This window comes from Tenacibaculum discolor (assembly GCF_003664185.1).
Lineage (GTDB): Bacteria > Bacteroidota > Bacteroidia > Flavobacteriales > Flavobacteriaceae > Polaribacter > Polaribacter discolor.
This window is the reverse complement of sequence record NZ_RCCS01000007.1, coordinates 349,734-364,432: the sequence shown is the minus strand read 5'-3', so window position 1 is coordinate 364,432 and position 14,699 is coordinate 349,734. Positions and strand designations below refer to the sequence as shown.

The 14,699-nt window shown below is 30.0% G+C and carries 17 protein-coding genes; 6 read left to right on the top strand and 11 right to left on the bottom strand.

Annotated features, from left to right (window positions below):
* Window positions 1-244: 244 nt before the first annotated feature.
* Both C8N27_RS10230 and C8N27_RS10225 read left to right on the top strand, forming a co-directional pair.
* Window positions 245-3,208, top strand: a complete 2,964-nt coding sequence (locus C8N27_RS10230; RefSeq protein ID WP_147431719.1) for an STAND family AAA ATPase — start codon at window positions 245-247, stop codon at window positions 3,206-3,208.
* Window positions 3,209-3,684: 476 nt separating this feature from the next.
* Complete coding sequence (locus tag C8N27_RS10225; protein ID WP_167444744.1) at window positions 3,685-4,386, top strand: HU family DNA-binding protein; 702 nt, start codon at window positions 3,685-3,687, stop codon at window positions 4,384-4,386.
* Between the two features lie 637 nt (window positions 4,387-5,023).
* On the opposite strand, the gene C8N27_RS10220 is transcribed toward C8N27_RS10225, so the two are convergent.
* The 8 genes from C8N27_RS10220 to tssD all read right to left on the bottom strand — a co-directional run bounded on the left by C8N27_RS10220 (window position 5,024) and on the right by tssD (window position 8,985).
* On the bottom strand, window positions 5,024-5,407 hold the full coding sequence (locus C8N27_RS10220; RefSeq protein WP_099216182.1) for a hypothetical protein: 384 nt from the start codon (window positions 5,405-5,407) through the stop codon (window positions 5,024-5,026).
* A gap of 1 nt (window position 5,408) precedes the next feature.
* Window positions 5,409-5,756 carry a hypothetical protein gene (locus C8N27_RS10215; RefSeq protein ID WP_099216183.1) on the bottom strand — a complete coding sequence of 116 codons (348 nt, stop codon included), beginning with the start codon at window positions 5,754-5,756 and terminating at the stop codon, window positions 5,409-5,411.
* 29 nt (window positions 5,757-5,785) lie between these two features.
* A complete protein-coding gene (locus C8N27_RS10210) occupies window positions 5,786-6,196 on the bottom strand; it encodes a hypothetical protein (RefSeq protein ID WP_121147266.1) in 411 nt (136 codons plus the stop codon).
* 18 nt (window positions 6,197-6,214) lie between these two features.
* Entirely contained in the window at window positions 6,215-6,508 is a 294-nt protein-coding gene (locus tag C8N27_RS10205) for a hypothetical protein (RefSeq protein ID WP_141554066.1), read from the bottom strand.
* A 92-nt stretch (window positions 6,509-6,600) separates the two neighbouring features.
* On the bottom strand, window positions 6,601-6,936 hold the full coding sequence (locus tag C8N27_RS10200; protein ID WP_121147265.1) for a hypothetical protein: 336 nt from the start codon (window positions 6,934-6,936) through the stop codon (window positions 6,601-6,603).
* A 27-nt stretch (window positions 6,937-6,963) separates the two neighbouring features.
* Window positions 6,964-7,320: a hypothetical protein gene (locus C8N27_RS10195; protein ID WP_121147264.1), complete on the bottom strand. Its 357-nt coding sequence runs from the start codon at window positions 7,318-7,320 to the stop codon at window positions 6,964-6,966.
* Window positions 7,317-8,498: a hypothetical protein gene (locus C8N27_RS10190; protein WP_121147263.1), complete on the bottom strand. Its 1,182-nt coding sequence runs from the start codon at window positions 8,496-8,498 to the stop codon at window positions 7,317-7,319. The genes C8N27_RS10195 and C8N27_RS10190 overlap by 4 nt, the downstream gene beginning before the upstream one ends.
* A gap of 1 nt (window position 8,499) precedes the next feature.
* Window positions 8,500-8,985, bottom strand: a complete 486-nt coding sequence (gene tssD / locus C8N27_RS10185) for a type VI secretion system tube protein TssD (protein WP_124591113.1) — start codon at window positions 8,983-8,985, stop codon at window positions 8,500-8,502.
* A 913-nt stretch (window positions 8,986-9,898) separates the two neighbouring features.
* Here tssD and C8N27_RS10180 point away from each other — a divergent pair.
* From C8N27_RS10180 to C8N27_RS10165, 4 genes are all read left to right on the top strand, one after another.
* Window positions 9,899-10,462, top strand: coding sequence for a Crp/Fnr family transcriptional regulator (locus tag C8N27_RS10180; protein WP_121147261.1), 564 nt, complete (start codon window positions 9,899-9,901; stop codon window positions 10,460-10,462).
* A 118-nt stretch (window positions 10,463-10,580) separates the two neighbouring features.
* Entirely contained in the window at window positions 10,581-10,775 is a 195-nt protein-coding gene (locus tag C8N27_RS10175; protein WP_073183706.1) for a tautomerase family protein, read from the top strand.
* A gap of 5 nt (window positions 10,776-10,780) precedes the next feature.
* Window positions 10,781-11,524: an SDR family NAD(P)-dependent oxidoreductase gene (locus tag C8N27_RS10170; protein ID WP_121147260.1), complete on the top strand. Its 744-nt coding sequence runs from the start codon at window positions 10,781-10,783 to the stop codon at window positions 11,522-11,524.
* 12 nt (window positions 11,525-11,536) lie between these two features.
* Window positions 11,537-11,905: a nuclear transport factor 2 family protein gene (locus tag C8N27_RS10165; protein WP_121147259.1), complete on the top strand. Its 369-nt coding sequence runs from the start codon at window positions 11,537-11,539 to the stop codon at window positions 11,903-11,905.
* Between the two features lie 130 nt (window positions 11,906-12,035).
* On the opposite strand, the gene C8N27_RS10160 is transcribed toward C8N27_RS10165, so the two are convergent.
* The 3 genes from C8N27_RS10160 to C8N27_RS10150 all read right to left on the bottom strand — a co-directional run bounded on the left by C8N27_RS10160 (window position 12,036) and on the right by C8N27_RS10150 (window position 14,688).
* Window positions 12,036-12,818 carry a LytR/AlgR family response regulator transcription factor gene (locus C8N27_RS10160; RefSeq protein WP_121147258.1) on the bottom strand — a complete coding sequence of 261 codons (783 nt, stop codon included), beginning with the start codon at window positions 12,816-12,818 and terminating at the stop codon, window positions 12,036-12,038.
* A 2-nt stretch (window positions 12,819-12,820) separates the two neighbouring features.
* A complete protein-coding gene (locus C8N27_RS10155) occupies window positions 12,821-13,873 on the bottom strand; it encodes a sensor histidine kinase (protein ID WP_121147257.1) in 1,053 nt (350 codons plus the stop codon).
* Between the two features lie 71 nt (window positions 13,874-13,944).
* Window positions 13,945-14,688, bottom strand: a complete 744-nt coding sequence (locus tag C8N27_RS10150) for a hypothetical protein (protein WP_121147256.1) — start codon at window positions 14,686-14,688, stop codon at window positions 13,945-13,947.
* Between the last annotated feature and the right edge of the window lie 11 nt (window positions 14,689-14,699).

Sequence of the window (14,699 nt, the reverse complement as noted above, 5' to 3'; positions counted from 1 at the left end):
TTAAAACACTATATAACTGCATATTAACATTTTAAAAGTAGTAAAATATCATTAGTAATAACAACTATTGTGTTATTAAATGGTAATTATATGTGTAATAATGTATGTTTTGCGGATATCTGCAATTTGGGTTGCGGAAAACCGTAAGACCTTACGTCTTTAGTTTTATAATTTGTCGACTTATTTATAATTATTTAGGATAAACACAATTGTGCTTATTCATATATTACCTAATAGTATAAAAATGAAAAACGAAATAATTGAACTAATCCAAGACTGGAAAAAAGAAACATCTAAAGATGTTAGGATTGATGCCATATATTTATTCGGTAGCTCGATTTATATGGATGGCAGGATGTTTAAACCAAGTAAAAGTGATTTAGATTTAATTGTCCTTATTCCTGAAAATATCCAAGACGCTATTGAAAGAAGAAATTGGATAGAAAAAATTAAAATACACAAAAAAAAACTAGAAAAGAATGCTTTGTTTTTACTACAAAAAGAAGATACCAATGAACAAATTGTAAGTATTGTTCCAATAACAAAAACTGAATTAGACTATAATATTCACAAAGGTGAAACAAGAAACTTTTTTGAAATAAACGAATTTCTGGATATTGACACAAAAACTATATTCAAGGGGTGCGAGCAATTTAAATTCAAAGTCTGTGAAAGTGAATTTATTATTCAGGTGCTTAAAAGTATTCAAAAAGCTAGAAATAGTTATCTCACTAATTCAGCCATGGTGGATTATCAAAAATTAGAATGGGAAGGAGAAGATATTATTCCAAAAACACTAGCTAGAGAAGCTGCAAAAACAGCTTCATTTTTCGAAGAAAGCTATAAACTTGGAGATGAACTAAACACATCTTTTGGTTGTGACTTTATTAAGCAAAACCTCAGATTAAATAGAAATATTGAAGAGTATCTAGATTTATATACTTGGATTGACGACAGAAATGGTGGACGAAGTAATTCTAAAGAAAAAAACACTCTTAGTCAAAAAAGCCATCTACTATTATTTGAATTACTCTACGATTTAACAATCAAAGCTATGCAACAACCAATAAAAACAAATGAATCAATAGATATAAAATTAACTGACGAGTTTCAGGTATTCTTAGAAGATAGTGAAATGCTATCAAAGGCGCATTCAAGCAAACAATCAGTATTACTGAGTGATATTTATGTATCTCCACTACTAAAAGAATTTGATGATTCAAAGGATGAATTAGATGACATTAATTGTAGCGAGATGATTGGAACTCTAAGTGAGAATAAAAAAATTCTAATCGCAGGTGAAGGTCAATCCGGAAAAACTACATTGTGTAAACGTTTGTTCTTGAAATTATTTAATCAAGGTTTAGTACCCATTTATCTTTCTGATGGTAAAAATAACTATCTTGGATCTATATATTCAAAAATTGAGAAAGCATTTAAAGAACAGTATAGTGGTTCAGATATTAAGCCTTCAGAAATTGACAAACACAAAGTTGTTTTAATATTAGACGATTTTCATTTCGCTAAACACAAAGAAAAAATAGTTAGTCAAATCATTAACTTTGAAAAGCAAGTCATAATAGTTGATGATATTTTTGGTTTCAACTTTAAGAATGAAACATTAATGGACCAGTATAAACAATACAAGATTAATGAATTCAGTCCTTCTCAACGGAATGAATTAATCAAAAATTGGGTTTTACTTTCTGAAAATAATTGGACAACAGACAATGAAATATATCAGGAAATAGATAATAAAACTGAACTTGTTGATTCCGCTTTAGGAAAAATTATTGGTAAAGGAATAATGCCTTCTTATCCTTTTTTCATTTTATCATTTATAAGTAGCTCCGATACAGTTAGTAAACCATTAGACCAAAATATTACATCACAAGGATATTTTTATCAAACATTAGTATACATATATCTCCGAAAAGAAGGAGTGAAAAATGATGATTTTGACACTTACTTTAATTTCCTTACAGAATTAGCTTTTTTCTATTTTGAAAAAGGAAAAACAGTAGTTAATAAAATAGAATTTGAAAAATATATTGAAGTGTATAAATCTAATTTCAATCTTACTATAGGAATAGAAGAAGTAATTAGAAATCTTAGAAACACCAATATTCTTCACTTGGACGGTTTAGGTAACTACTCTTTTAGTTACCCATATTTATATTACTTCTTTGCTGCAAAGTATTTTGCCGACAACGCTAGTAAACAATCAAAAAACATTAATGAAATTCTTAGCAACTTACATATTGATGAATTTGCTTATATCGCAATATTTATTTCGCATCATGATAAAAGCACTACTGTCCTTGATGAAGTTATTTTGAATGCAATGACACTATTTGAAAAATATTCTCCAGCCACCCTTAGTGCTGACGAATTGAATTTTTTTGATGATCGGATAGACGAAGTAGTTCAAGCAGTATTACCACAAGCATCAGAATCAGCTGAAAATCAAAGAAATGAAGAGTTAAAAATGAAAGATGAAATTGAAAAATCTCATTCAACAAATCAAAAGAGTGAAATTGATAATGAATTTGAAGATGATGAACTAGCCATAGAATTACGCAGAAGCATTAAGACTGTGGAAGTAATGGGTAGGATTATAAAAAATCGTGCAGGTTCACTAAAAAAAGAACAACTAGAATCTATTTTTAAAGAAGGGATGAATGTACATCTCAGAGTTTTGACATCATTTATAGAATTAATAAAAAACAAAGATTCTCAGAATTTTGTTGAAGAACTCATAACAAAGAAACTAGAACAAATAATTCATGAAAAAGAGACAGAAGAAGAAAAAAAGAAATTACTAGGAAATGAAGAAAAACTAAAGAAAATAGCAAGGAATATATTCTGGAATCTAAATTTCGGTATTATCTATGGTTTTAATAGTAAAATCATCCATTCTTTAGGTTCAAATAGACTAACAAATGTAGTTGAGAATGTTTGTGACTTAGAAAATACTCCTTCCACTTTCATCATTAAACATGGAATTCTAATGTGGTATAATAAAAGTTTACAAATCGATGAAATATACGATAAAATTGATTCTGATGGTTTTTCAAAAACAGCTAAACGCATAATGGAACATAAAATAGTAAACCATTGTCAAACTCACAGTATGGGATTTAAAGAGCATCAAAAAATTGAACAAAGATCACAAATACCTAAACGATTCTTATTAAAAAGAAAATAGCCAATAATTTATTTTAGTAATCCAAATTAACTCTACTTCTATTAGGTTTCTAAAAACACATATGATTAAGTTACCTCAACAGTCTATTTTACTCAATAAAAATCGCTTTATAACTGAAAACGCGGATTCCACATCCGCGTTTTCTTTTTCCATACCTCCCCTACGCTTCCTAAAACGTTAAAAAACTCATAAAGTCAGAGGGTTAAAACGAAAAAAAACTATTTTAGTGTCAGCTATAAAAATTGTTTGTAAAAAGTAAATTGCTATCTCTTATTACTATTCAATCACATTCAATTTTACAACATCTTTACGAAGTTAATGCTATTAAGGTACTCTTATACCTGACTATTTGGTGATGAATAACACCAAGGTTAGTAATTGTTTTGGCATGTATTGGTTATTGCTCCAATACGCTAGCTGTTACTACCCCAAAAAGGATTCAAAAGAAAAAGTAAGTAATTTTAAAAATCGATATGATGAAGTACTATTTAATTGAAAACAAGTTAACCGATGAAACTAACTACTCAGCACGCGTATTAACAGAGCGTACTATTAATCAAGACGAGTTGATAGATAAAATGTTGAGCAAACGTAACCTAGTAAGTAAAACCGATATTGTGGCGGTGCTTAATTCTTACTATGAAGAAATTATCGAGTCGATAGAAGATGGTGATAACATTAATCTACCTTTATTAAATATTGGGTACTCTATTTCTGGGGTTTTTGATACCGAGGAAGATGGTTTTAATCCTGAAACTCATAAACTACACGTTAACCTCAACAGCGGAAAGCTAATCAACGAAATTAAAGACGATATTCCGCTACAAAAAGTAACTGCTCCTATTACCAACACGGTTATTAATAATTTAAAAGATATTACCACAGCAACTACGAATACTATCTTATCTGCCAACGGATTGTTTGAGCTGAATGGTTTGCGTTTAAAAGTTGCTGGAGACTTACCTGAGGTTGGTTTGTATTTTGTTGCCGAAGATGGTACCGAAACCAAAGTTTCTTATTTAGCACAAAACAGCTATAAGAAGATTATTGGTCAAGCTCCTGCTCTTGCTGCTGGTAACTATCGTGTTAGGGTTAAAACGCAGGCAACAGGAAACTCTGAACGCTTTTTAAAAGATATTATGGTAGGTGATTCTACATTTAGTCTTACTGTTGCTTAAGTAATAACAGTACTGTTGTTTAACACCAAACACTACTGTTATGTAACAGGCAACAGTAGTGTTTGATGTTTCAAACAAAATTTTATAACGTAAAAAGTACGAGCTATATGCTCGTACTTTTTTATGTTTTATACTCTTTTTGTTATGTTTTTTAATGGGTATGAGATGTTAACTAGTATAACTAACAAAATTCTCAATGTTTTATAGGGTGTTTTATCGTTCTTCGTTATGACGGTTATTTTAGAGCTAAGAGAATAGACCGCTTCGCTGTTAGAGTAAAGACTTATTTATAGGTCTTCGTTCTATATTCTTTTTATCATCCAGTGTCACTTCGAGTAAAATTATTGAAATGAAATAAAAATAATTTTGTGTCGAGAAGTTTTCTAATAGTTCTCGATACAATTTTTACTTCGTTATCACTCAATAAAAATCACTCGAACTGACAGTGATTATAATATAAAGAACAAGGGTAACTCTTTTGAGTTAGATTTAGCTACGCTGAACCTTACGGTTTCTCGCTATCGTTCGGAATGACGGTTGATTTTGAAGTTAGATGAAAGAATGTTTACTGTTAAAATATAGACTTTAGAATAATTACATTAACCATTAATTTAGTTGCCTTTTTAAGTTGTAACTATTACTTTTCAAGTGGTTTTAAGAAGATTGAGTCGAACCTTATAGTGTCTTTTGTAAAACCATACCTACCTCTTCTCTCAATACTTCTTTTTTCATATCCTTTTTTTATTAAACTAAACTTAAAAAAGCCCATGGGAGCTTCACCTCCTATAGCCATTTTATCGTAGTAAGTTTTCATTTTTAAAAAGAAGCTCCCGTTTACATCACTAATGGTTTCAGTAGAATAATCTTTTTTTACTGAATCCCAAGTTACTACATCAACACTATCTATTTTTTGTAATGTTTTAGAGTTATATATATAACCTATTATAGGAGGTCTACTAACTCTTTTAACAAAACAGCTTGTTAATGTTACTATTATAAATATGAATACTACTTTTTTCATTTTATTCTATCCTCTTCATAAATAAAGTGTCTGATTGTTCACGTAAAAATAGTGTATATAGAGGTGGGGAGTTTCTACCTCTTAATAGGTAAACGGTATCTGTTTTAAATCCTTTTTTACTAAATATTAGTTTATCTGCATAAGTTTGTGAAAATCGCTTTAGTTTAAAATACCCTAAACTATCTGTTGTTGAAAACACGTTATTAGGCTCAGAGTGTCCCTCAGTTATTACTGCACCTTTGAGGGGAATTTCTTTATAATAAACATACCCCTCAAAATACTCTTTTGTACCTTCAGTACAAGAAGTAAAAAATGTAATTAATACTATTAATAATATTTGTTTTCTCATTTTAGCTACATGACATGCCTAGAACACACTTACTTTTCAATTGGCTTTAGGAAGATTGAATCCAGTTTAGCAATTGTGTCATTTCGTTTCCAGTATTTTTCTATTTGTATAGTGTCTTTTTTACATCCTCTTTTTTCAAGTATTAAAAAACTCGTATACCTCCCATCAAAAAGAGAAGATTCTTCTCTTCCATCTCCTGTATACAGTATATGGTCTGAGTTTAATGAGAAAAAACCATCGCTGTTAGATAAAGTCTCCCTTTGTGAAACTACTTTTAAAGTACTTTTCTCTAATAAATTTATTGATAACTTCACACTATCTATAGGCTTCTTAGATTTAGCATCATAAATACTTCCTTGAATAAAAGGCGAGAAATAATACTTATGTTTAGAACAAGATACAGCGAGTAAAAGGATACATACATAAACTATTCTTCTCATTTTCATACCACATTAATGTTATCCTTTTAATTTTAAAAGAACTGTACCTAAATCAATTTCTTTCTCTTTTCTTATATCTACAAACTTGTATTCCGTTTCATATCTTTCCTCTTTAAATATGACAGCAAAATTACTGTCTCCTTTCATTTCCTTTCTTTGAATTTCAAATTCAAAATAACCATCCTTTGTTAACTTTATATCTAATATTTTTGAATAACTGGAATCCATCGGAGAGTGTACTATTTTTTGACCAACCTCTATCTTTTTTATTTTATAGTCATTACTTGTAGTAATATGTCCTTTAATCTTCACATTTACATGATTAGTACAACTTGCTAAATAAATTAGACTGAAGAGAATAATTAGTTTTTTCATTTTAGCTGCATAACATCTGTAGAATACGTTTACTTTTCAAGTGGCTTTAGGAAAATTGAATCATACAATATTGTTTCTTCTCCAAAACTCCCTCTTGTTCCTTTTTCAATTTTGATACTCTTATATTTTGGATGTTTTAATTCCATTGAATAAAATAAAGGAACACGCCCTCCTTCAAAATTAAACATCACTCTTTTCTTTACTCTCTGTATGGTAAACTTTCCTTGGTTATCGGACTTTATTTGTTCATCATCAATCTGTATTAATACACCTTTAACTGATTTGTATGTTAAAGAATCGTATAGTGTTCCTTTAATTTCGGGTCTTTCTATTCTTGATGAACATGAGTTTAAAATAAACGTCATTATTAGTAAGTAACAAAGCCTCATTTTTTAGTTTTTAATAGGTAATGCTATTTGAGGTCTTCTATGTTTACTATTTTTTGATATTAAATAGATAGTATCTCCAAATGGTTGTTCTTTTATAAATTCATTTTGTCTATCGAATGTACTTAAACTAAATCTTCGATAATCTTCTTTTTCAAAGAGAAGGTATTTTATTGTAGCGCTTTTTTTTACCTCAAAATATCCTTCTTTATTACTAAGAACAAAATCTGTAGAATCTTTATAATAAACTTTCACTTTATTTAAAGGGGTTTCTTTATCAAAATCATAAACATAACCGTGATATTTTGTTGAACAAGATTGAGTTATTACAATCAATAAAATTATTAAAAACAGCTTTCTCATTTCAATTTTAATTTAGTTAACCAAAGTAAACTTAACACATCTTTTTCTGAAGCTACAAGTCTTTTATATATGTTAGGTTGTCTTCGTTTTCCTCCATATTTATTCTTTTTCAAATATGGCATAATATCAATTTCTCCAGAAACTGGGTAAGCTGGGGCTGATGATTTTTGTTTTTGAGTAATAGTATTTACGCTTCCTTTATGACCATAGCTATAAAAAGTTCCTCCATATGCTTTTAAAATAGTGTGTCCTATTTCATGTGCAGATGTCTCCCTAAACTCATTATCTTCATTAGCTAAAGTTTGATAATCCCAATTTTCTAAATAAAAATACTCATAAATATACCCTACATTATAGCATACAGCTTCTCTAGAAACAATATTTCCTACAAAAGAAATAGGGTCTTCCACAGTTCCTGGGTTTCCTGAGCGCATCCAATCACCATTTGTATTAAAGATTAAACTAACATCATCCATTGTTTTCTCCGTTGTATTTATTGCGTTTACATAAACTTCATATTTTTCTCCATCAATATCAACATCTTTGGCTACGTAATGGTTCCTGTTTCTTCCCCAATGGTAATTTAAGCCTTCTAAAGCCAACCTTTCTAAATCTTCAAAACTTCTTGTACGTGCTGTTAAAGGAGGTTTACCAGTAATTAAGTCTCCCTGTGGTATTTTATCCCACGGACATACTTTCATTGGAACTCTAAGTTTTGGATCAGGGTCAATATCTTTTTCATAACACTCTATTCCTTTTGCTCCTCCATCTTTTAGGTTAACACGTAGTGTAACATCTATTCTTTTAGAGTTTTTATCAATCTTTACATCTACCCATTTAACCTCATCATAACGCATACTAAAATCTAACTTTTTTCTACTGTAGTTATTTGAGTTATCTACGCCAATAGTATACAGGTTTAAATTTTCGTATTGTGTTAGTTTAGCAGTATCTAAAATTCCGCCGCTATCAAACCCATCCCATTTCCAAATGTGTTCTCCTTGTTTTAGTTTGTTGGCATCGGTTATTTTTTCTTCATATATCACCGAGCTTCCATCTCTAATTTGTAGCGTTAGTTCTTTGGCATTATTATCGGCTATTTGGTAAGTAAATTGTACAAAGCCTCTTTCACTATTTCCGCTGTAATCAGCAATTCCTAGGGGGACAAAACTTGGCATATTACGATAATTTTGGGGTTACACTAAAGTTTGTGCCGTCACTTGAAACAGTACTACCATTATTGGTTACTTCATTTTGTGTACCAGATAGTGTTTTTCTCCAATGTGTTGTATATTCTATCGAAGAGTTAGGTGTTTTTACTCCAGCACATGTAATAATTAATCGGTCTTTTATCGGTTGATCGTTTGTACTAGAAAAAATAGTTTCAAACTTTTTAAGATAGCAATCAAAGAAAGTCATTGTTTTAGAGCCTCCTTTTAAATACGGATAGTAGATTTTTAATTCTAATTGGTCTATAGCATTTTCTTTACATGCCCATTCTTCAATATCTGTATTACCACCAGATTCAATTTCTAATTCTAAACCTGCAAAGTTAGCAGAGCTTGTAGGTTGATCAGAAGTATTGATGTTTCTATTAAAACCAAAGTTATAGGTTAGTACTTCTATCTCTCTGTTGTTAAACAACAGCATAGTTCTATATTTCATAGCATCGCTTTTTAGTTATATTTTTTTCTTGTTGAAGTAATCCTTAGCAATTTCAACGTATCAAACCTACAATTTTTCCACTTAAAAAACTAGAATATTTTTCATTAAATCTCTTTGTACTAAGTAAATACGGAGCGTGTACTTTGTTTGTACTTATAAGGTACTTTTGTTAACTCTGTTTTAGTATTCGATCTTTAACAAAAGACTACTTCGCTGTTAGAGTATTGACTTATTTATAGGTCTTTGTTCTATTCTCTTTTTTCTATATTCTTTTTATCATCCAGTGTCACTTCGAGTAAAATTATTGAAATGAAATAAAAATAATTTTGTATCGAGAAGTTTTCTAATAGTTCTCGATACAATTTTTACTTCGTTATCACTCAATAAAAATCACTCGAACTGACAGTGATTATAATAAAAGAATAAGTGTAATACTTTGGAGTGAGATTGCTCACTATCGTTCGGAATGACCGTATACTATTGTATATATAGGTTTACGTCATTGAGAGTGATAACGATAAAAAGGATTTTTATATTCTTTTTCTTGATAAAAAGAAGCAAAAATCAAGACGTACAATAAAATCGTAAGAAAATACTACGACACCTACCCCTGATAAAAAGAATTGTTCGTGTTATTTTTATTTTTTATCAAAGAACTCACGAATCTAACGATTTCGCTATCGCTCAAACAGCTTTTTATCTTACATCCATCGCTGCTGTCTTGATTTTCAAAGATTTTCTTGAAGGTCATAAAATATATAGTCATTATGAATAAAGCGTGGTAATCTTTTTGTTTGGAGTTCTAAATAAATCCCTCATTGTAATGACGGTATGTAAAAACATTTTCTAAATACTACTTACTTTACAAGTATATTTGCATACAATAAAAAGAAAATAGCATACTCTTTATTAAATGACACATCCTTTACGACAACATATTGAAGAAATTATTCCTCTTACCGATGAGGAATTTACTTATATCCTAAGTTTTTTTCAGCCTGTTACTAAGCGTAAACATCAATACTTACTGCAAGAAGGCGAAACTGCCAATAAAGAGTATTGGGTGATAAAAGGTTGTGTAAAGAGTTATTTTATTGAAGATAGCGGTAAAGAACATATTTTACAGTTTGCTATGGAAAATTGGTGGATTACTGATTACGAGTCATTTGTAAAGCAACTACCGTCTAAAACGGCTATTGATTGCATTGAGGATTCTGAGCTACTATATATCACTTATGAAAACCGTGATAAACTTACTGCTACCATGCACAAAATGGAACGCTTTTGGGCTAAAAAGAGTAAAATGGGTAGAATAGCTCTTCAAAAAAGAATTGTATCGCTCTTACAAAATTCTGCAAAAGAACGATATGACCAACTTTTAGAACAATACCCTACCCTTTTTCAACGTGTTCCTAAAAAAATGATTGCTGCTTATTTAGGGGTTTCTAGAGAAACTCTTAGCAGGCTTAATTCTTAGTTTTTAATATTTCTTATTGTTTGTATGTGACATACATCACTTTAAAGGTGTGACATAGCTCCTGTGTAAAGTTGTGCTTGCATTGCAACTTTGTAAAATAATTTTAAAACATATTATTATGCCTTTTGTAAACATTAAAGTTACTGACGAACAAGTAACTCAAGAACAAAAACGTCAACTTATTGAAGGAACTACACAGCTTTTAGTTGATGTACTTCAGAAAAATCCTGCAACTACCCATATTGTTATTGAAGAAGTTCCTATGGGTAATTGGGGACATGATGGTAAACAATATTTAGGAACTAAAAAATAAGACTCATGAAAAATAAAACTGCAATTATTACAGGAGCTTCAACTGGTATTGGTAAAGAAATTGCTAAACTTTTTATAGAAAAAGGATGCAATGTGGTAATGAATGCTTCTAGCGAAGAAAACTTACAAAAAGCTTATAAAGAGTTAGGAAGTCCTTCAAACGCAGCGCTTCTTGTTGGAGATATTAGTAAACAAGAAACAAGTAAGCGATTAGTGGCCTTAGCTTTAGAAAAATTCAACAGTATAGATGTATTAATTAACAACGCTGGAATCTTTGCTCCTAAACCTTTTTTAGAGGTTGAAGAAAGCGATTTAGAGTTGTATTGGAACGTAAATTTAAAAGGAACTTACTTTGCTTCTCAAGCTGTTATTCCAAGTATGGTAGCACAAAAAAACGGGGCGATTATAAATATAGGAACCGTATTGGTAGACCATGCTATTGCTGGTTTTCCTGCTACTGCTCCTTTAATGAGCAAAGGTGCAATTCATGCCTTAACCAGACAGTTAGCTGCTGAGTTTGGGAATGATAATATTAAAGTAAACACTATTGCTCCTGGTATTATTAGAAGTCCGTTGCAAAGTAAAATAGGTATTGAAGATGCTGATAGTTTGGCAGGATTACACTTACTAAACCGTATTGGTGAGGTAACTGATATTGCTGAAGCTGCTTATTATTTAGCTTTTTCAAATTTTGTTACAGGTGAAACTATGAATGTGGCTGGTGGACATACTGTTGGACATGCTATTTAAAAACTAAAAAAGATGTATAAAGAGAATATAACAGCAATAGAACATTTAGTAACTAACTACTTTGAGGGTATTTTTTATGAAGATACTGAAAAACTTCGAGCATGCTTTCATAACAATACTCCTATTTATGGAGATATTAAAGGGACTGACTATTTTAAAAGTGCTGAAGCCTATATTGAAGGTGTTGCCAACAGACAAAGTCCAAATGATTTGAAGGAATCTTTTAACATGAAAATTATTGGAGTTGATATTATGGGGAAAATTGCCATGGCAAAGTTACATGTACCTATGTTGGGTTATAATTATTACGACTACCTATCTCTAACTAAAATAGGAAATGATTGGAAAATTGTAGCTAAGATTTTTACGCATGTAGAATAATGCTATAAACAAAAGCAGTTTGGGTGTTTATCTAAGCTGCTTTGTTTTTATTATGAACAACAAGCCAAATAATTTTTTTCGTTTGAGAGAGATTCCTCATTATCTTTCGGAATGACGGTAATCGCCTATTTTATAATCCTAACCACTTCGTAAACTCTGCTGTTTTATTTTGACTGGTTTTTAAAACTGTTTTGCTGTTTTTTAGATTGATGGCTACTACATTTTTATTATACCTACTTATCTTTTCTATATAGTTTCTATTAAGTAGTTCGCCTCTATTAATTTTAAAAAACACGCTAGGGTTTATTATTTCTTCTAATGCTTTTAAAGAAGATTGATTTAATACATGTTTTTTATTATTTATATCGTATGCTGTTACAATTCCATAATCTGCTTGAAAATACATTACCTCTTCCATCTTTAAGAAGTAGGTATACTGAGAAGATTTAACAGCAATAAAATCTTGATAGCTTTTAGGTGTTTGAGTTGTTTGATTTGCTAGATAAGCATCTAATTTTTGCAAAACATTATGGTTACTTTCATCCTTCATTGAACTCTTTAAGTTTGAATACTTATTTACTGCTTTTTCAAAACGTTCAAACGAATAAGGTTTTAATAAATACTCTATACCACTGGTTTCAAAAGCATGCATCCAAAATTGATTGTATGCTGTTATAAAAATAATTGGTACTTGAATTTGTAGCTTATTATAAGCATCAAAAACATTGCCGTCTCGTAATTCTATATCAGAAAAAATTAAGTCAATATCAGAAGTTGATTCAAAAAACTGAAGCACCTCTTCTACCGTTTCAAACTCATCTACCACAGTGATAGGTTCATGATAACTTTCTATATATTTTTTTAGCTTTTTTCTAGCTGGTAATTCGTCTTCAACAATAAGTGCTTTTATCATTTTTATACAGATTTATGAGATGGTATTAATGGTAAAACGACTTCAAACTCCTTTTTAGTTTCACGTATTTTAATAGTATTTTCAGCAAGTAACTCAAATTGTTTTGATAAGTTAATCAACGCCATTCCATTACCTTTTCTTCTTGTAGTGTATAGTGCTTTATTATTTGTTACCTTAATTCCTTCATCCTCTGTTATAGTAATATCTACAGGTGATTCGGAGGTTCCTTTATTGTGAGTGATTGCATTTTCTATAAGAACTTGTAAACAAAATGGGGGTACTACAATGTTTTTTGTGTATAAAGTTGGTGCTATATTTAGTTTATAATAACCTTCATACTTTTCTTCCATTAGCTTAAAGTATCCCTCTGTAAAAAACAACTCTTCTTTTAATGTAACCAGTTGTTTATCTGCACTATGTAAGCTATATCTATATAATTCTGCAAAACGATTTAAAAATAAAGAAGCTCTTTGAGTATCTTCTTCAATAAGTTGATCTAAAATATTTAGATTATTAAACAAAAAGTGAGGGTTTAATTGTGTTTTTAATTGTGTTATTTCATTTTTAGCTTTACTTATTTCATAGGCAGCTACCTGTTTTTGATAAGCAACATTTTCTTTATAATACAAGTAGGCTAATGAAAATCCTCCAAAAATAATAAAGTCAATTACAGAATTTATATTGACATATATTACATGATAAACAGAACCAAAGTTTCTGGAATAGGTATCAAAAATGAACGCAACAATTAATCCGAAACTATTTCCTATCACTAAATATGTTAACAAACCTATTCCAAAAAAATGCACATATCTTCTACTTAATGAAGTTTGTTTTTTTGAGCTTTTATTAATACTCTTTTTGATAAAACTAACCCACCAAAAAATAAAAACTGCTTTAAAAAAATACCAAAAGGGAGCATCAGGATAAAAGATAAAATCTTTCCAAGAATCTGAATTCCCAAATTGATTTTTTAAAATAAATATTAAGCAAAAGGTAAAGAGAAAGATTAAAAATGTAGCATTTTCTCTAAAAAAGGATGTGTTTGTTTTCATATCAGTACTCACAAATATATCAAATTTGCGATGAAACTTTTGATTGAATCTCACCGCAAACTCTAGTATTTCTATTTAACTCCTGGCCAAGTACTTACTGTATTTCCTTTCTCATCATAGGCTTCTAATTTTATTTTATTATCCTCATCTATAATAAACTTAGCTCTTGTTTTTCCGTTAGAATCGTATAAAAATAATCCATTTTGTTTTCCTGGTGTTTGCCCTAAAGCTACTCTTGGCACTCCACCTATCATTCCTTTTTGTTGATACTCTTTAAACTTCGCTCTTCTCTCAGCAGGATTATTAATAGCTCTTAATTCTTTACTTATTTTTTGAGTCATTTCTTGGGTTTCATTATCTCCTCTATCATTAAAAACTAACCTACCTGCTTTGTATCTTTTTCCATCTCTCTTTGCATCAGTAGTTATGAGCTGCATTACTTGGTCTCCATCATACTGATCAAACGTTAATGATAATCCCGAACTATGTCCTTTTTCAGTTTTTTTACCATCATAAATAAATCCGCCACACTCTATACCTTCTTCATTATAAAAAAGCATTCCTGCTCTCTTTTTTCTTTCGTGATAAACTCTTCCATTAATCTTATCGCCTTTACTAGGAAAGTTTGCTGCATTTGTAATTAACATTTTTACTGTTCCATCATTTTCTATGATATTAATTCTTTTTACATCAATAGTATCAAATTGTGTATTCTCTTTATTTTTAAAGGCTACAGTAGTTAAAACTCCTATTAATGCTGTTATACTTACTGCAAATGTTCTTAAAAAAATAAGTTCTCTTTTTGTGTTCATCATGGTATGTTTTT